This is a genomic window from Novosphingobium kaempferiae (assembly GCF_021227995.1).
Taxonomy (GTDB): domain Bacteria; phylum Pseudomonadota; class Alphaproteobacteria; order Sphingomonadales; family Sphingomonadaceae; genus Novosphingobium; species Novosphingobium kaempferiae.
In genome coordinates this window covers 880,612-898,528 of the sequence record NZ_CP089301.1, presented here as the reverse complement: position 1 = coordinate 898,528, position 17,917 = coordinate 880,612, and the positions used below count along the sequence as shown (strand labels likewise).

The 17,917-nt window shown below is 62.0% G+C and carries 13 protein-coding genes and 1 pseudogene; 13 read left to right on the top strand and 1 reads right to left on the bottom strand.

Annotation, left to right across the window (positions count from 1 at the left end):
- Positions 1-210: 210 nt before the first annotated feature.
- The gene (locus LO787_RS04280; protein WP_232494616.1) at positions 211-1,626 is read right to left on the bottom strand and encodes an MFS transporter; all 1,416 of its coding nucleotides are present in this window, start codon (positions 1,624-1,626) and stop codon (positions 211-213) included.
- A gap of 317 nt (positions 1,627-1,943) precedes the next feature.
- Between LO787_RS04280 and LO787_RS04275 the strand changes: the two genes are divergently transcribed.
- From LO787_RS04275 to LO787_RS04215, 13 genes and pseudogenes are all read left to right on the top strand, one after another.
- A complete protein-coding gene (locus LO787_RS04275) occupies positions 1,944-4,328 on the top strand; it encodes a CaiB/BaiF CoA-transferase family protein (RefSeq protein WP_232494615.1) in 2,385 nt (794 codons plus the stop codon).
- Between the two features lie 209 nt (positions 4,329-4,537).
- On the top strand, positions 4,538-6,049 hold the full coding sequence (locus LO787_RS04270; RefSeq protein WP_232494614.1) for an acetyl-CoA acetyltransferase: 1,512 nt from the start codon (positions 4,538-4,540) through the stop codon (positions 6,047-6,049).
- Between the two features lie 71 nt (positions 6,050-6,120).
- On the top strand, positions 6,121-7,050 hold the full coding sequence (locus LO787_RS04265; RefSeq protein WP_232496257.1) for a LysR family transcriptional regulator: 930 nt from the start codon (positions 6,121-6,123) through the stop codon (positions 7,048-7,050).
- Positions 7,051-7,283: 233 nt separating this feature from the next.
- A complete protein-coding gene (locus tag LO787_RS04260) occupies positions 7,284-8,072 on the top strand; it encodes an enoyl-CoA hydratase/isomerase family protein (protein ID WP_232494613.1) in 789 nt (262 codons plus the stop codon).
- 49 nt (positions 8,073-8,121) lie between these two features.
- Positions 8,122-10,506 (top strand): TonB-dependent receptor, encoded by a 2,385-nt coding sequence (locus LO787_RS04255; protein ID WP_232494612.1) that lies wholly within the window; start codon positions 8,122-8,124, stop codon positions 10,504-10,506.
- A gap of 555 nt (positions 10,507-11,061) precedes the next feature.
- Positions 11,062-12,297, top strand: coding sequence for a cytochrome P450 (locus LO787_RS04250; RefSeq protein WP_232494611.1), 1,236 nt, complete (start codon positions 11,062-11,064; stop codon positions 12,295-12,297).
- Between the two features lie 445 nt (positions 12,298-12,742).
- The gene (locus LO787_RS04245; protein ID WP_232494610.1) at positions 12,743-12,943 is read left to right on the top strand and encodes a hypothetical protein; all 201 of its coding nucleotides are present in this window, start codon (positions 12,743-12,745) and stop codon (positions 12,941-12,943) included.
- Positions 12,944-13,239: 296 nt separating this feature from the next.
- A complete protein-coding gene (locus tag LO787_RS04240; RefSeq protein ID WP_232494609.1) occupies positions 13,240-14,160 on the top strand; it encodes a PAS domain-containing protein in 921 nt (306 codons plus the stop codon).
- 293 nt (positions 14,161-14,453) lie between these two features.
- A pseudogene (locus LO787_RS04235) lies at positions 14,454-14,876 on the top strand (GAF domain-containing protein); the annotation flags it as partial.
- A gap of 113 nt (positions 14,877-14,989) precedes the next feature.
- Positions 14,990-15,436 (top strand): PAS domain-containing protein, encoded by a 447-nt coding sequence (locus LO787_RS04230; protein ID WP_232494608.1) that lies wholly within the window; start codon positions 14,990-14,992, stop codon positions 15,434-15,436.
- 281 nt (positions 15,437-15,717) lie between these two features.
- The gene (locus tag LO787_RS04225) at positions 15,718-16,647 is read left to right on the top strand and encodes a GNAT family N-acetyltransferase (protein WP_232494607.1); all 930 of its coding nucleotides are present in this window, start codon (positions 15,718-15,720) and stop codon (positions 16,645-16,647) included.
- A 44-nt stretch (positions 16,648-16,691) separates the two neighbouring features.
- The gene (gene ku, locus LO787_RS04220; protein ID WP_232494606.1) at positions 16,692-17,657 is read left to right on the top strand and encodes a non-homologous end joining protein Ku; all 966 of its coding nucleotides are present in this window, start codon (positions 16,692-16,694) and stop codon (positions 17,655-17,657) included.
- Entirely contained in the window at positions 17,654-17,914 is a 261-nt protein-coding gene (locus tag LO787_RS04215; RefSeq protein ID WP_232494605.1) for a hypothetical protein, read from the top strand. Before ku ends, LO787_RS04215 begins: the two co-directional genes overlap by 4 nt.
- Positions 17,915-17,917 lie beyond the last annotated feature (3 nt).

The following is a 17,917-nucleotide window of genomic DNA, read 5'->3' as shown; positions in this document are numbered from 1 at the left end:
AAACACAGAAAGGACTTGCTCTATGACGCGCGATTAGACGACCCTTCACACATCGAGCCGTTCCCCAACCTCTGCCGGAACGGCGGCTTTTGCCGTCTGCGGACCGGCAGGTTTGGAGTTTACAACATGGGATGCTGCCATCGCGGCGTTACAAATCGAGGGGGACGAAATCGACAAAACTCCTCAGTACATACCACCAGTGCGCAGCCATCAATCGGGCCCGATATTAAGCTTATTGCCCGTTTCTTGATTAGTGAGAGGTTCAGCACGACCAACGTATTGTAAAGTAATTGCCGACATATTATTTTTAATTATCGGACACCTCCGCGACGCGTATAAAAGTAACAATGTGATGGCGATCGTGCATATGCCTGCCATAAGCGAAAGCGAAGTCGCCAGCGGGTATGATACCTGCGTTATGGAAATGGCATCGCTCAAACTGCCGACCGCCAGCGGCCCCATTCCTGTGCCGATGAACGCAGCGAAAATCGACAGGACGGCCAGCACCTTTGCGCGCAGTTCGGCCGGCGCGATGAGTTGGAAGGGGATCGAACTCATGCTGATCACGGCGCTGAGGATGAAGATCGCCGGCGTCAGCAGGGCGATGGTCTGAACCAGGCTGTTCGCCATCGGCGCGATGACCGCCGGTGCGATCATCGCGAAGGTGCCGCCGCACATCAGGCGTGTCGTGCGCCTCAGCATATGCTCACCGGGAAAACGGCCAACCACCCACCCAGCGATGATGGTCCCCAAAGCGCCCGCGATGATAAAGGCTGGGCCAAAGGATGCTCCGACGGTCGCTTCGTCCACCCCATGCCGCTGGATCAGGACGGTGGGCATCCATGACACGATCGCATTGAGCAACGTGACGAGCAGCGCGATCGCGAGCATGTATGGCAGGCAGAACGCCTTGTTCTCGGCAAGAAACGCAACGAGTGCATTCCTTGCGCTCGCCACCGGTAGAGAAGGCGCAGCCGTTCGGGGTTCGCGCACCGCGAGCAGCATGAGCGGTGCAAGGACAAGGCCCGGTAGGCCGGCTATCAGCAGAATAGCCTGCCAGCGCTCAGGGGTCCACAAGCCTGCGAGCGTCGGCATGTCCCATGCCGCCGACGCCGCGTAGAGCTTGCCGCCCAGCATCAGGGCCAGCCCTCCGCCAACGAACGGCGCGAGCATGAAGATCGAGGTTGCGCGTGCCAGACCGCGCCTGTCGTGCAAGTCTGCAAGCAGGGACTGCGCGGCGGGAGGGAGCCCGGCTTCGCTCACGGCGACGCCGACCCTGGCGACCATCAGCGCGGCAAAGCTGAAGGCCATGCCGGACGCGCAAGTGGCGATGCTCCATGCGACCATACAGATCGCCATCAGCCTGGGGCGATGGGCACGGTCGGCCAGCGCTGCCAGCGGCAGGGTGGCCAGGACATTGAAGATCGAGAAGCTTACCCCTTGCAGGATACCGATCTGGGTATCGCTCATGTCCAGTGACAGCTTGATCGGGGTTACCAGCAGGCTCAGGATCTGCCGGTCGATATAGGACAGCGTGAAGGCAAGCGACATGGCAACCGTGGCGATCCAGGCCGCGGCACGCTGTTTCGCGCGCCGCGCGATCGGCTCGGCGCTGGCTGTGTTCATCAGGCTCTCTCGCTCGGTTTATTACAGCCGCATCGGATTGCACGGCTTCGAAGGTACCTCGGGTACACAGTGCTGCGGCGGGCATCCAATATGTTTGAGAAATCTTTTGATAATCGATGTCTTATCAAAAGTTGATCGCCTTTATGTGGCATTAAGCCACTCCAAGAGTGCTGTCATTGATATGAAATCCTTATCGACTTTCGCCGTTTGCGTATTGGACAGGAATTAAAGCGTTCCGGATTGTTCCCGAGCTTCTTTCGATAATAGCCTTGGGAAACGTGGATGACTGCAATGGGTGCAGCGCGGTGTCAGCCGTGATGTTGGATGACGGCTTCAATTTCGCCGCCGGGCCGCTCGCGGGGCTGACGGTTCTCGATATGCTGGACAGGCCGGTGAGCGCGATCACGCGCATCTATGCCCAATTGGGCGCGCGCGTGATCCAGCTTCAGCGCGATGAAACGCCGTCCGTCCCGTCCGATGGCCGGGAGGCGATCGCGCGGGCCGTGGCGGATGCCGGTAAAGAGCGCATATGCATCGATCCCGATACCGCCGATGGCGAAGCGCGGCTGCGCAGTCTGGCACAGCAGGCGGATCTCGTCATCGTGAGCTATCCACCGGCGGCGGGGCTGAATAGCGTTCAGCAGCGTCTGTCGGCAGGGCTTGCCGACCGCGCTGCGTGGATGACCGTCAGCATGTTCGGCACCGGCAATGCCTGTTCCGACTGGCAGGCGACCGATCCTGTTCTGCATGCCCTTTCGAGCGAACTGTCCCGTTCCGGGCTCGCCGGGCGCGCGCCACTGCTGCCGCCCGGAAAGCTGGCCTTCAATTGCGCGATGTCGCAGGCCGCCTACGTCGGGATGGCGGCGCTCTATGCCGCGCAGGCGACGGGGCGCGGCGATCACATCGATTTCTCGATTCTGGACGGTGCGGTGCAGGGGCTTGATCCCGGCTTCGGTCTGGCCGGCAGCGCGACGTTGGGGCGGCCCGCCCGGAACCTTCCGCCCGGCCGCCCCGAGCCGGGAACGCTCTATCCGATCTTCCCTTGCGCCGATGGCCATGTGCGCCTGTGCGTGCTGGCGCCCCGGCAATGGCAGAACATGCACCGCTGGCTTGGTTCTCCGGTAGAGTTTTCCGGACCGGAGTATAACCGTATCGATGTGCGGCAGGCGTCAGGCGAACTGGCCCTATGCCTCGCGGACTTCTTCGCCGACCGCAGCTGGAGTGATCTGGAGAGCGAGGGGGCCCGGCAGGGCGTGCCCATTTCCGGCGTTCTGTCCCTTGAAGAGTGCCTCGCGACCGATCACGTGAAGACGCGCGGGGTGATTGGGGAATACCCGCTCACCGATGGCCGTGTCCTGCGCATGCCGCGCGGGGTGATCGGCATAGACCGCGGCGTTCAGACGCGACAGGAAGCGGCTGGCGAACCCAAGCGCAGGGGCCGGGGCACGCCTGCGCAGCCCCTGGCGGGCCTGAAGGTGCTCGACCTTGGCGTGATCGTGGTCGGCGGCGAGCAGAGCCGGCTGCTTGCCGATCTGGGCGCAGACGTCGTGAAGATCGAAAGCGCGTCTTTCCCGGATGGCACGCGGCACACCTATCTGCCCACCGGGCTGTCGGTGGGGTTTGCCGCAGGGCACCGGAACAAGCGCAGCCTCGGCCTTGATCTTCGCCATCCGGACGGCAAGGCGCTGTTCCTGCAGTTGGCCGAGGAAGCGGACGTCATCCTGTCCAATTTCAAGCCGGGAACGATGGAATCGCTGGGCTTTGGCTACGACGCGATCCGCCGGGTCAATCCGGGTATCATCATGGTCGACAGCAGTGCGTTCGGCGCGGATGGGCCCTGGGCGGGCCGCATGGGCTATGGCCCGCTCGTCAGGGCGGCTTCGGGCCTGACAAGCAAGTGGTGCTATCCGGATGACGCGCAGGCCTACAGCGACACCGTGACGATCTATCCCGACCATGCAGCCGCGCGCTACGGCACCGTCGCGGTGCTGGCGCTGCTGTACCGCAAGCTGCACACGGGCGAGGGGGGAACGGCGTCCATCGCGCAGCTGGACGTGATGCTCGATCACTTCGCGGCAGAGATCGCCGGGCAGGATCAGGGGATCACGGATTGGGAAACGCCCGGCGATGCGCCCTGGGGCGTATTCCCGGCGCGGGGCGACGATGCGTGGTGCGTGGTCACGGTGCGGGGCGACGACGACTGGCAGGCGCTGGCGACGGTGATCCAACCGGTCGATGCGCCATGGCCGTCAGCCTTTGCCGATCGCGAGGCACGATTGCAGCACCGGGCTTACATCGAGGAATGCGTGCGTGGGTGGATGTCCGGTCAGGGTGCGGACGAGGCGATGCACAGGCTTCAGGCCGCCGGCGTTCCTGCGGCGAAAATGCTGCGGATCGCGGACCTGCCGGAATTTCCCTACTTTCGTGAGCGCGGCCTGCTGCGCGTCGAGCATCACCCCCATCTGGCCGAAGAGGTGATTGCCGAACGGTTTCACGCCGTATCGGCCAATATCGGCGAATTGCCCAGCACGCCCGCACCCTTGATGGGGGAGCATAGCCTCGAGGTCGTGCGCGACTGGCTGGCACTTTCCGAAGAGGAGATTGATCGCCTCGTCGTGGCCAAGGTGCTGCGGGGAGTGGCGCCGGACATCGCGGGTATGGTCGCACGCGGCGAGGGGCGTGGTGAGGACATCGCCGCCTGAAGACCTAGCACAAGTAACAGCCAACCTGTTGTGACGCAGATTTGACTCTTCTTCCTTCGGCCAGATAGCATCCTTTCCCATAAACGAAGGAAGAGGATGAACGGCCGAAGGGCCGTTGGTGATGATGTTCCGGGCAGCGAACCGGGATGCATCGGGAAAGGTTCGGATATCTGCGTCGTCCACAAGCTAGCCTTGAAAAGGAGAGATGCATGAATTCCAATGTCGATGAAACGAGAGTCCCGGTCCTTATCGGTATCGGCGAGATTCTCGACCGCCCCGAGAACGATCTCGACGGGCTCGATTCCGTTGGCCTGATGCTGGCGGCGCTCAAGGCGGCAGAGGCCGATGCCGGTGTGGCCGTGCTTGATGCCCTCGACTGGCTGGGCGTGGAGGATCAGATTTCCTTCCCGGACCCCGCCCCGCAGGAGCAGCTTGCCGAGCGCATGGCAGTCCGTCCCGCGCAGCGCGTCAAGACGTACGAGGCCAGCGGCGACGGGCCGATCAAGCTCATCAACGATGCCGCGAACCTGATCGGCAAGGGAGAGATTCAAATCGCGGCGACCGTAGGCGGAGAAGCCCTGCGGACCGCCGCGAAGCGCGCACAGGCCGAGATCGCGGCCGGCCGCGAGCCCCCGAAAGTCTCGATCAGCGACGTTGCCGAAGCGGCGGCCAAACCCCTGGCCCGCCTGCATGGCCTGTTCACGCCCATCGATGTCTACCCGCTCTACGAGAACGCCGCCCGCGCGGCTTGGGGGCAGACGCTGGCGGAAGGGCAGGCGGAAAGCGGCGCGATCGGAGAGAGCTTCTCAGCGGTCGCGGCGGCAAATCCGTATGCCTGGCTGCGCAAGCCGGTTAGCGCCGAGACGATCGCCAGCGCCACGCCCGAAAACCGCATGGTGAGCTTCCCTTACACCAAGATGATGGTCGCCAATTCCAGCGTGAACATGGGGGCGGCGATCCTCATCACCAGTCTGGCCAAGGCGCGCGAACTGGGGGTGGACGAAAGCCGGATCGTTTATGTCGGCGCCGGCGCGGCGGCGCACGAGCATGACGATTTCCTGCTGCGCGACAGCTATGCGCGCGCCACCAGCCTGGAGACGACGGTGACGTCGGCCCTGGAGCGCAACGGTCTGGAGACGCGCGACATCGATCATGTCGAGCTTTACTCCTGCTTTCCCATCGTGCCCAAGCTGGCCCGCCGGGTGCTTGACTGGCCGCTGGACAAGCCGTGTTCGGTCTATGGCGGCCTGACGTTCGGCGGCGGCCCGATCGGCAACTGCATGATGCACGCCGCGGCGCGCATGGTCGCCAAGCTGCGCGAAGGCGGCGAACACGGGTTAATCGTGGCGAACGGGGGCTATGCGACGCACAGCCATTCGATGGTGTTCAGCCGCAAGCCGGTTCCCGCCGGAACCTTCCCGCAGGACTACAACGTTCAGCCGCAGGCCGATGCCCGGCGGGGCAAGGCGCCGGAGCTGCTGCAGACCTACGATGGTCCCGGCACTATCGAAACCTTCACTATCCCCTTCGACCGGTACGGCAATCCGCGTCACGCCACGATCGTCGGACGGTCTCCTGCCGGTGCGCGGTTCCTGGCGCGGGTGCCGCAGACCGATGCGGAGGCGATCGCCTTTCTGATGTCGGACGAGGGCCAGCCGGTGGGCGCGCAAGGATCGGTCGCCACGGGCGAGGACGGTCTGGCGATCTGGACCATGGCCTGAGGCGATGATGAAACGAGCACGGACAAAGCCCGGATAAACGGGCGTCCTTTAGGAGAGGAAGCGCAACGGTGATGACGATAGATATTCGACAGGTCCGCATGTTCGTGGCGGTTGCCGATGCGCTTTCCTTCACGCGGGCGGCCGAGAAGCTGCACGTCGCCCAGCCCTGGCTTTCGGTCCAGATCCGCAAGCTGGAGGAGCAGATCGGCTTTCAGCTGTTCTTCCGCAACCGCAACCGCGGCGTGGTCCTGACCCGGCAGGGCAAGGAGTTTCTCGAACCGGCGCGCCTTTACGTGGAGGCCGCGCACGATGCCGCTGAAGCGGCGCGCGAGATTCTCGGCCAGCAGGCGCAGTTTCTGAAGCTGGGCGCTCCGGATTTCTCGGGAGAAATACCGGCGCGCAGCATGCTGATCGACAGTTTCGAAAGCCGTTACCCGCGCATGGAGCTGGAGATCGTCAACGCCTGGACGTCGCAATTGCTGGACGCTCTGGCCCAGCACGAAATCGACATGGCCTTTACCGTCGGGCCGATCGACCGGCGTGGCTGCAAGATCCTGGATATCGCGCGCTATCGCTGGGCCGTGCTGGTCGAGGCGGAACAGGCGGCGGGCTGGGGAGCGGAAATACCGCTGTCCGCCCTTCGCGGCCGGCAGGTGGCGAGCTTCCGGCGCAAGATCAATCCGGCGTTCTTCGACAGCTTTGCCCTGCGACTGGCCGCGCATGACATCGAACTGGTGGCTCTGCCGGAGCCGTCGACCTGCGGCATTCGCCAGCATGTCGAAAAGGCGCATATCCCGGTTCTTGTCAGCGAGTGGCATGTGCCGTCGTTTGCGGCGCCCAACCTCAGGGTCGTCCCGATCGACGAGCCCGATTTCAATTTCGCGCTGCACCTTGCCTGCCGCGAAGATGATGAACGCCCGACCGTGAATGCGCTTTGGGGTCTGGCCGAAACGTTCGTGAAGCACAGCCTTGATAAGAATATGATCTCAACGGCGCACTGATACATATTAGACGTCTTGTGCCGCGGCCCATAGCATCGACAGGTAAGATGGCGCCGGGAAGAGCGCTTTCTACAAGAGTTGTTGAGGATGTCCTGGCGTTGCGTATTCGCGCAACCATCGATTTCACGCAATCGGGGTGATGTTGGTCATCATTCCGATCGGGACTTTTCTTCAACTTGCGATCGAGGCCGGCCGATGGTCGGCGCCTGAACCGGTTGGCGTTGGAGCGATGAATGATCGAAATGGTGGATGACGTTGTGCTTTTCGAAGTCGTCGATGAGCATATCGGGCTGGTAACGCTGAACCGTCCGGCAAAGCGCAACGCGATTAACGGCGCCGTGGCGCGCATGATCGACGATATCGTCAAGCGCACGGAGGCCGATCCGCAGATCTGGGCGGTCGTCATAACCTCGGCGGAAGGCCCGACCTTCTGTGCCGGTGCCGACCTTGCCGAAGTGGCGGCAGGGCGCGGGCATGAACTCAGCACCCCGGACGGCGGCTTTGCCGGCTTCGTGGAATCGAAGCGGGTCAAGCCGTGGATTGCTGCGGTTAAAGGCAGCGCGTTGGGCGGCGGTCTGGAAATATCCCTGGCCTGCGACATGCGGGTCGTTGCCGACACCACGGTCCTGGGCCTGCCGGAAGTCAAGCGCGGGCTTATGGCGGGCGCGGGCGGCATCTACCGTCTGCCGCTTCAGGTGCCGCGCGCGATCGCCCTCGAAATGATCGCCACCGGCGAACCCATGGCGGCGGATCGAGCCGCAGCGTTTGGCCTCGTAAACCGCGTCGTGCCCGCCGACGAGGTGGTCGGAACGGCCCTCGACCTCGCTCGGGCGATCTGCGGCAATGCCCCCGTCGCGGTGCGGGAAAGCTTGCAGGTCGCGCGCGCAGCTGCGGACATTCCCGAGCACGAATCCATTCTTGCCACGCGCGTGGCCTTCGAGCGCCTGTCGCAGACGGAAGATTACGCAGAAGGGCCGCGCGCTTTCGTGGAGAAGCGCGCGCCGCAGTGGACCGGACGATGAGGTAGCGCCCGCCAGCCCGGTCCGGGCGGTAGGAGACTGAATAGCACGATTGAAGATCGGACAGCCCGTGCCGGCAACCTTGGCGGCGCGACAGGAAAAGTGCGCGCTGATCCAGACTGGTGAGGCGGCTCGGGCCAACGGCAATAACGAGGGGAGAGATAACACAATGAAAAAGAGATACCTGCTCGCGGCCAGCATGGTCGCCATCAGCGCATCGCCGGCATTTGGGCAATCGGGGACTCAATCCGCACCGCAGCCCAGCGCCCAGACCGGCGCGGATGCCGTGGGGATCGGCGAGATCATCGTCACCGCCCGCGCGCGCTCGGAATCGTTGCAGACCGTGCCTGTCGCCGTGGCGGCGATGGATGCCGCGATGATCGAGCGCAGCTTCATTCCCGATGTGGATTCGATCGAGCGCTTCATGCCGAACGTCGAACTGGGGCGGCATCCCTTTACCGGGGGCGGCATGTCTGCGTCCATTCGCGGTATCAGCTTCGGCGATCTGGACCGGGCTTTTGAACCTGCCGTTGCTGTGTCGATCGACGGCGTCTTCCTCGCCTCGAACACAGGCGCGATGATGGACACCTTCGACCTGCAATCGGTCGAGGTCCTGCGCGGTCCTCAGGGAACGCTGTTCGGGCGCAACACCATCGGCGGCGTCATCAGCATCAAGCGTACGAAACCGACCATGGACTGGGGCCTAAAGGGGCAGGTCACGGTCGGCAGCTATGGCGTGCGCGAATACAAGGCCATCGCCAACGCGCCCATCGTCGAGGATGCCGTCGGCCTCAAGATCGGTGGCTACCGCGAGCGCAGCGACAGCTTCACGCGGCGCCTCAGCGACGGAAAGCATGAGGATGGCATCGATCGCTACTCGCTCTTCGGGGCACTGCGGGTGAAGCCCAGCGACACGTTCGACGCGACGCTGTCGATCGATCATATCAACGACAAGTCGCACTATCCCAGCCTGGTGCCGATGTCGGCCAGCAATCAGACTTTCTGTATCGCGTTCGGAGCCTGCATTGGAACGCAAGGCCAGACGATCCGGGACAGCGGCTATAAGGTCGCGCTCAGCGACTACCCGTTCTTCTCCACCCTGCGGCATACCTCGGGGACGTTGAACGCGAAGCTCGACGCGATCGACGGCATTTCGATCGAATCCATCACCAACTACACAAAGCAGCGCGACTCGCTCAACGTGGAGAACACCGGCGGGGCTCCGCTGGCGAGCGGCGCGCAAATCTATATCGCGCGGCGCGATCAGACAGCCAGCCAGTTCAGCCAGGAATTGCGGGCGATCAGCAACTTTGGCGGCGCCTTCGATTTCGTGGCGGGCCTGTTCTACATGAAATCGAAGTTCGATCTCGTCGCGTCCGCAGCCGTCGCCGGCGCGCCCTCGCAGCTTTACGACGCGGGCCAGAACCTCGACGCCTATGCCGCCTACGCGGAAGCTTACATCGAGCCGGTCGATCGCCTGCACCTGACCATTGGCGGGCGCTACACGTACGAGCAGAAGGAATTCTACATCCGCTTCCGCAATCCCACCAGCGGCGCGATCACCGGCCAGTGCCCCGATGCCACCTCACCTTACGGTCCTTGCTCGGACCCGTCCGTCACGTTCCGCAAGTTTACCCCGCGTGTAACCGTCGATTTTCGGTTCACGCCCGATATCATGATCTATGCGGGCTGGTCGCGTGGCTACCGCTCGGGCGGATGGAACAGCCGCGCTACTGTCACCACCGCGATCGGGCCTTACGACCCGGAAACCGTGGACAGCTACGAAGCGGGTCTGCGCACCAGCTTCTGGGGGAACCGCGCCCGCGCGAACGTCACTATCTTCCGCGCCGAGTATAAGGACAAGCAGGAAGAGGTTATCAGCGCTTCGCCGACCAATCCGCTGCTCACGCAGACACAGGTCCAGAACGCCGCATCGGCAACCCTGCAGGGTGTCGAGGGTGAATTCCAGCTGGCGCCTACCGGCTGGCTGAACTTCCGCGCGGCCGTCGGCTACATCGATGGAAAGTACGATTCCTTCCTATCCGGCGGCGTCGACATCAAGAACATGCGCAATCTGCGCTATGCGCCGAAATGGTCGGTCAGCTTCGGCGGCGACGCCACGATCCCGCTCGATGCGACCGGTGGCGAACTGCTGCTGAACGCCAACTACAAATGGACCGACAAGTTCGCGACCTCGATCATCCGCGATACCACCGGACTGAACCGCGATTTCATCAACGATTATGCGACCGTGGATGCCTCGATTGGCTATCGACACGAACTGGATGATCGCAAGAAGTTCAATCTCTCGGTCTTCGTGCAGAACGCCTTCCACAGCGATGGCCGCCTGTATCGCAAGGTGATCACCGGCCCCTTCGCGTTCGCAAGCCGCGAGGTCGCCCGCACTTGGGGGATTTCGTTAGGCTTCGAATACTAAGGGTCCCCAACCCTTATCCGCTATCGGTGCAAGGATACTTGCCTGATCGTTGGGCTCACAACCTCCCGTGACCCATTGAAACTTGAAGGAGCATGGCGCTCTCATGCCCCTTCATTTTTCCATTGTTAGGTTTAGTCTTGCAAAGATGCACGATTGATCTGGAAGTCTCCGTGGCGTCACTCACCCGGAGCCTTTGTTCTCTTGGTAAACGATCTTTGAATTCGAAGCCCTGACTTATTGCTAACGACAGTGGGCCTCGCCGATCGGGGCTCCGAACTGGCGGACGCCTTCATAAGCAGCAACACACGGTAATAGCCCCTTGGCCATCTACGACTGGTTTCAGGATCTCAGCTTGGCGAGATGTACGACTGAATTGGGCGCGAGACCGAGACTGTCTGCCTCTTTAACCACGCGACCTGCAGCCGTTCTGAAAACGCCCAACGCAGCCTGCAAACAGCACCACCTCCAAAGTGCTAGCTTGTCTGGGCACAATGGCCGAAAATACCATGGGAGTGGAGCGAAGCGCTGGTCACGAGCGCGATTGGAGAGAGAACCATGACTGATCCAAACGGGGCGCCGACAATGGCGCCCGGCACCGCGTCGATCCCGACACACGTTCCCCGCGACCGCGTGATCGATTTCGACGTGTTTTCGCCGCCAGGCTCGCAGGCGGACTATTTCGGCGCATGGATGAGGCTTCTTAACGGTCCCGACCTCGTCTGGACGACGGCCAACGGCGGCCACTGGATCGCAGCGGGTGGTTCGACCGTCCGCGGTATCTGGGAGGACGCTATGCGCTTCTCAAACGAGGCGTTGGCGGTGACGCCCGGGCTCGGCGAGGTCATGCAGTTCATTCCGCTGCAGCAGGACGCCCCCGAGCACAAGCCGTTTCGCAGCGCGGTGATGAAGGGCTTCGCGCACCAGTACATCGTCGCCACCGAGCCGCTAGTGCGTGAAGAAACAATCCGGCTGATCGAGGCCATACGCGCCGTTGGTGGTTGCGACTTCATGGCCGAATTCGCCGAGATCCTACCAGTTCATACCTTCCTTTCGGTGATCGGCTTGCCGCCCGAAGACCGGGTCCGGCTGCGGCCGCTCGGCCGCCAGTTGACACGGCCCGACGGCAGCATGACGGTCGTCGAGTTGCGCGATGCGGCGGACGCCTACCTCGAGCCCCATATCCGCGAACGGCTAGCTAACCCCGGGCCCGACCTTTTCAGCCGCATTCTTTCGGTCCCCATCGAAGGGCGCGCATGGACTTTCGAGGAGTCGCAGCGCATGTGCCGCAACCTGCTGTTCGGCGGGCTCGACACTGTCGTCGCGATGCTGGGCAACATAATGATGCACCTTGCGCGCCATCCTGCGGAGCAGGAAGAGCTGCGGGAGGCCCCGGGCATGATCCCCGATGCCGCCGATGAACTGATGCGCCGCTATCCCACCGTCGCAGTGACCCGCAACTGTGTCGAGACCTGCGAGATTGACGGCGTCACCATCGAGCGGGGCGACCTCGTTTACCTGCCCAGTGTGCTGCACAATCTCGACCCGCGCAGTTTCGAAACGCCCGAGAAGGTCGACTTTGCCCGCAAGCTGACCCAAGCCAGACACTCGACTATGGGTGCGGGACCACACCGCTGTGTAGGCGCGGCGCTTGCGCGAATGGAGGTAATCGTGGTTATGGAGGAATGGTTGGCGCGCATGCCCGCCTTCGCCCTAGACGAGGGTGCCCAGACTACATTTCGCGCTGGCAACGTGGGCGCGCTCGACCAACTTGCACTGAACTGGCAGACCTGATGGTCACGCCGAACGGAATCGGTGCTGAACCTAGCCGCTGCAAACGCTATCAAGGCGCGGGAAGGAACAGCTCCGGACCAGCCCAAGACATCCGAGACCACCACCCGCTGGGCAGGCGTCGAAGACATGCTAGCGCTGAGTGCGTCAATGCCGCCTGCTCCTCCCGATGGTCGTCGCGAGCCATAAGGTGTTAACCTCAGGTTCGCCACTTTAACCGGAGAGGTCACAATCGTCCCATAAGCAAAAGGTCCGCTTCCAAGCGCAGCAACATTACTATTGAACGACCCACTTGGGCGCAAGTCGTCTGTCGTGGGCTTGATCCAAGTTATTGAGAAGAGCCTCGCTGTCCGTAAACTACGTCATCGCTGGCTCCTTTTGGGCATGCTGGCGACTGAGAGCCAGCAGACTTTTACGTGCTCCCGCCTTTTGGAATCGGAGGGGCGTGATGGCATTGTTCAGTATTTTCCCGATACACGATATGAACAACATTATTGAGATCGAGACATCCGACCCATCGGTCGCGTTGCAACGGATCGATGCAGATCGCCTTGGTGAGGTGGATGTGTTCCAAGACGGTGTCTATTCGTTCTCATGCCAACCGCTCTATGACGAGGCCTGGAGAATTTTTGGCCGACGGATGGGGTGACCACTTTTGGGCGTTAGCCGTTCTGCCGCTTTTCCGTTTTCAGAAAAAATGACGCAAGCCTTACCCAATAGCTGCTTCCAAGAGATTGGCGAGCCTGCGGATGGCGCTAACGGGTGCGGTGCCTCTCCCCGCACAATGCGATCAATCGCGTATTAGGTGTTTGGCTATCTGTTCGACATCCAGAGGCTCGTCCTGTCCGACGTCAAACTTCATCCAGATTATGGAGAGGCAAATCGGAGCATGCTACGCAAAGCGATGGCGCGCTAAGTCGCTGAAATTGGGTGAGGGTCACAAGCATGGTGAGCGCTTCTTTCAGGGAGCTACTGGAAAAATCTGTTACTGGGCAGGAACTCGCCAGGACAAATTGGGGCAACACCTCGGTTGGAGACATCGGCGGATGGTCGGCGCCGCTGAAAACCCTGGTATCTGCCGTGCTCGCATGCCCTACTCCCATGTTCCTGGCGTGGGGGGACGAGCTACTCTCGTTCTTCAATGACGCCTACCGGCCCATCCTCGGGCAGCGTGCAGAGGGTGGCATCGGCATGCCTTTCCATGCGCTCTGGCACGATACCTGGACCGAGATCGGTCCACTCGTGAACCGAACTCTCACCGGCGAGAGTGTGGAGATGATCGATGCCCGGCTCGACATCGAGCGTCAGGGGAAGCCTGTCGAAAGTTGGTGGACGTTCAGCTATTCTCCAGTCACGAATGAAGAGGGCGTCATCGCGGGTCTTCTGTGCGTCACCCGCGAAACCACGCAGCATGTGCTTGCCACCATGACGCGGCAAGCAGCCGCCGAACAATTGCATGCAGCGCTGGCGAAAGGCGACAGGATCGGCGCCTGGGACTGGGATGTGCTCAATGACCGTCTCACGGCCGACAGGAGCTTTGCTCTGATCTACAACGTCGATCCGGTTAGCGCGGCGCGGGGTACCGGAATAGCCGAGTTTTTGGGCTGCATCCATCCGGATGACCTGCCGTTCGTGAAGGCTCAGATCGACGCTACGATAAGCTATGGCGACACTTACTGCGCCGAATACCGGATTCTGAATTCGAGCGGCGATGTGCGTTGGGTATCCGCACAGGGCAGGGCGGTGATGAATGACGACGGCAAATGCGTGCGTTTCCCGGGTGTCAGCTTCGACATTACGATCAACAAAAAACTGAAGTCACATCCGTGCAAAACAGCGCGGTCTGAGCATTACGCATCTAATTAATGCTCTCCACGTACTGATGTGCTTTAATATTCTCTATAGGGCTCATGAAGTTATCGGCTGTAGCGTATGTAAAACTCTAGAAACCGACGTCATTCGCACGGGAAGTCCGGCACTTAGCTGGACCCTAAACTTCGGAGGCGCTGCCAGTCATCTGAACGGGTCTCGCGACCGATGGGATTCGCGCGACCCCACCCTGTCGCAAGGCAGTGTTTTACAAGCACTAAACCTATGTTATCGCAGCCTTTTCGCTGATTCAGGGTTTAGTCGCTAGCCGTTCCGACATTCCAAAGCAGATGTTCCCCAGCGAGATGACACAACCCGTCCAGTTTGAAGCTGCACGTATTGCCGCTTTGTCGCGATACGAAATCATGGATACGCCGCGCGAGCCCGCTTTCGACGAGATCGTCGATCTGCTGGCCGAGGCTTGCGAGGCGCCCATCGCGGTGATCAACTTCGTCGCCCGCGGAAGGCAGTTCTTCAAGGCGGAAGTGGGGCTCGGCGTAGACAGCACGCCGCTTGCTACCTCGTTCTGCGCGCACGTCTTGCTCGAAGAGGAGTTCCTCGTGGTTCCGGATACCACTCTGGATCCGCGCTTCGACTGCAATCAGCTGGTGACCGCCGCGCCGCATATACGATTTTACGCCGGCGCTCTCCTCAAGACCGCGGAAGGCTTTCCGATCGGCACGCTGTGCGTCCTCGATTATCGCCCCCGCACTCTCACCGACCTGCAGCACAGGACGATACGGGTGCTGGCTCGGCAGGTCATGGCCCAGCTCGACCAACGCCTGAACCTCGCGCGGAACGCGCCGAGGCGAGGCAGCGTGCGATCGTGGACAGCGCCAGAGACTTCGCGGTGGTGGCCGTGGACCTTGAGGGCACGATCATCGAATGGAGTCAGGGTGCCGAACGGATCATGGGATGGAGCGAGGCGGAGGCGCTCGGACGCGAAGCTTCGCTGTTCTTTACCCCGGAAGATCGCGAAGCCGGCCGGCCCGCCCTTGAAATGCGTGAGGCGCGGCAGCACGGCAAGGCGAACGACGAGCGCTGGCACCTGCGCAAGGGCGGCGGAAGGTTCTGGGCAAGCGGGGATACGTCCCCTCTGACGGACAGGTCCGGTACGCACATCGGCTACCGGCGCACCGCTTTCAGCGTTTCGGATTATATGGACCATACCGCGTCTGGTCCGGCATTCCTTGAATGCCGCATGGTGATGCGGACCAGGCCCTTTGCAATGGAAGCGTTCGCAACCAGGGTTCGGAAGATGACCAAATGCTGACTGGCGGCGAGAATGCCTCGCGACTGCCCGCCGCATCGCGGTTCCGCCGCGATCGATGACCAGCGAAGGCGGAAGGGCCATCAGGGTTAGAAGTGCCATTCAAGCGTTCACCAAACCCCCTGCCAAGTCGTCAAAGGAGCGCTCGAGCCTGCGTGGCCCCCGCAACGCTTCGCGCAGTATCGCGTTTCCTTGGTCCTGAAGGAGAGCCAAATTGGCAGACAACGCAGATGCCCGCGGAACGCAGGACTGTTCAAGAATTGCGATAGCGGGTCGACGCATCCGTGAGTGACGAGCGTGATCCCGACTTTTCCCTGCGCGAGATGGCGCAACATCGCGGGTTCAAGCTGCTGAAATCCCGGCGGCGCAAGCCTGGCGCCGGAGACTTCGGGCGGTTCGGCCTCAGCGACGCTGCAGGCAAACCTGTCATGGGTGTAGGGCCCGGCGGCCTGACGGCTCTGCCTGACGAGATCGAAGCCTTTCTTCGCGCGGGCGCGCTCGACAGCTGGAAAGCCTCGGCAAAGGCGGCGCCCGATGCGCCCAGATCACCCAAAGCAGTCCGCGATCACGATGACACCGAGAAGGAGGGGTTAAACCGGCGCAGTGGCGCCCACGCCGAGCGCAGCGAAGACCGGCCGGCGCGCCGGATCTGGAACACAAAGCAGCCCGACCTCCCTCGCAGCCCCAGACCGACCAAAGCCCGATTGGAAAAGCACGCCCGTGGCGGCGCGCAAAAAGGGTCTGCGCAGTCCCGGGGGAGCGAGCTGGCACCGCCAACGGCTCTCACCATCAGAAAACCCAGGAAAGAGGATGTCGCTGCCATCGCTGCCTTGCTCGGAGAATTACCAGGCGTCGATCGCACAGCGCAGGACGTATCTGAAGGCATGGCGACTGCCCGCAAGGCTGGCGGCGGTGTGCTGCTGGCCGATCAAAATGGCACGATCGGCTGCATCGCCTGGGTATTGCTGCCCACCATTCACCGCGGCACAATCGGGCGGATTACCGCCCTTGTCGTGACCTCCAAGAAGCGGCGCAAGGGCATCGGTCGCAAGCTCGTCGATGGCGCGCTCGAGGCGCTTGCCCACGCGGGCTGCGACGAGGTGGAGGCTATGAGCGATATTGACCTGCGCAACGCCCATGGTTTTTTTCGCAGTCTCGATTTCGTGCAAGCAAGCTACCGCTTCACGCGATCGCCGAGACCAAAGGGAACGTAGGCGGCTACCGGGGATTTCTCGCTCGAGAACGAGAGGAAGTTTTCATGGCAGCACGTCCCTATTGGAAAGGCCAGATACGTCTGGCCCTCGTTTCGATCCCGGTCGAGGTCTACTCCGCGACCAAGAGCGGCGCGACCATCGCGTTCAATCAGATCCATGAGCCCTCGGGCAAGCGCATCAGGTATGAAAAGGTGGTGCCTGGCATAGGTCCCGTCGACCTCGACGAGATCGTCAAGGGCTTCGAATATTCCAAGGGCGAATATGTCCTCCTCGACGAGAAGGAGATCGAAGGCGTCAAGCTGGAGAGCAAGAAAACGCTCGAACTCACCCAGTTCGTCGATGCGCAGGACATTGATATGATCTATTTCGAAAAACCCTATTATGTCGTTCCAGCCGACGATCTGGCCGAAGAGGCATTCATCGTGCTGCGCGAGGCCTTGCGCCGCAGCCGCAAGATCGGGCTCGGACAACTCGCCATGCGGGGGCGCGAATATGTCGTCTCGGTCAAAGCGTGCGGACGCGGGATGGTGATGGAGACACTGCGCTACGCTGACGAGGTCAACAAGGCGGCGAGCTATTTTCGCGATATCGGCGACAGCGATCCCGACGAGGAATTGCTCGATCTCGCGACCACCCTGATCGACAAGAAGACCGGCAAGTTCGACGCCAGCGAGTTTCACGACCGCTACGTCGATGCGCTGAAGGATCTTATCGAGCGCAAGAAGAAGGGCAGGACCCTCAACATCGACGATGAGGACAAGGGCACCGGCGATCCGCGCGGGAGCAATGTGGTAGATCTCATGGCGGCGCTCAAGAATTCCCTGGGCAGCGGTGGGAGGTCCGGTGGCAACCGAAGCGCGGGCACGAAATCCGCGAGCAAGACGCCCCCCAAGAAGGCTCCGGCCCAGAAGGCTCCGGCCCAGAAGGCTCCGGCCCAGAAGGCTCCGGCGAAGAAGGCTCCGGCCAAGAAGGACGCGGCAAAACCGTCAGCGCGCAAGCGGGCTTCATGATGGCCGGATCAGAGGTCGATATGCCCACGTCCGATGACAGCGACGCCGCCTTCGCCGAGGGCGCGATCACGCTTTGGGCCAACTTCCTCACGTTGATGGGTACGCATATGGTCGATAGCGGCACGTCGCGAGAGGAAGTGCTCGGTATGCTGAGGATGCTGCACGAGACCAATGAGGAAACGATCCCGTCGCCCCGGGCCCGGGCCAGCGCCTCGCGGCATCTGATGGCGGTTTACCGCGCCCTCGCGCAAGCGTGAGGG

Bases quoted from the DNA above. Each gene is read 5' to 3' on its own strand.
- LO787_RS04280 (WP_232494616.1), bottom strand. From the start codon at position 1,626: ATGAACACAGCCAGCGCCGAGCCGATCGCGCGGCGCGCGAAACAGCGT.
- LO787_RS04275 (WP_232494615.1), top strand. From the start codon at position 1,944: ATGTTGGATGACGGCTTCAATTTCGCCGCCGGGCCGCTCGCGGGGCTG.
- LO787_RS04270 (WP_232494614.1), top strand. From the start codon at position 4,538: ATGAATTCCAATGTCGATGAAACGAGAGTCCCGGTCCTTATCGGTATC.
- LO787_RS04265 (WP_232496257.1), top strand. From the start codon at position 6,121: ATGACGATAGATATTCGACAGGTCCGCATGTTCGTGGCGGTTGCCGAT.
- LO787_RS04260 (WP_232494613.1), top strand. From the start codon at position 7,284: ATGATCGAAATGGTGGATGACGTTGTGCTTTTCGAAGTCGTCGATGAG.
- LO787_RS04250 (WP_232494611.1), top strand. From the start codon at position 11,062: ATGACTGATCCAAACGGGGCGCCGACAATGGCGCCCGGCACCGCGTCG.
- LO787_RS04245 (WP_232494610.1), top strand. From the start codon at position 12,743: ATGGCATTGTTCAGTATTTTCCCGATACACGATATGAACAACATTATT.
- LO787_RS04240 (WP_232494609.1), top strand. From the start codon at position 13,240: ATGGTGAGCGCTTCTTTCAGGGAGCTACTGGAAAAATCTGTTACTGGG.
- ku (WP_232494606.1), top strand. From the start codon at position 16,692: ATGGCAGCACGTCCCTATTGGAAAGGCCAGATACGTCTGGCCCTCGTT.
- LO787_RS04215 (WP_232494605.1), top strand. From the start codon at position 17,654: ATGATGGCCGGATCAGAGGTCGATATGCCCACGTCCGATGACAGCGAC.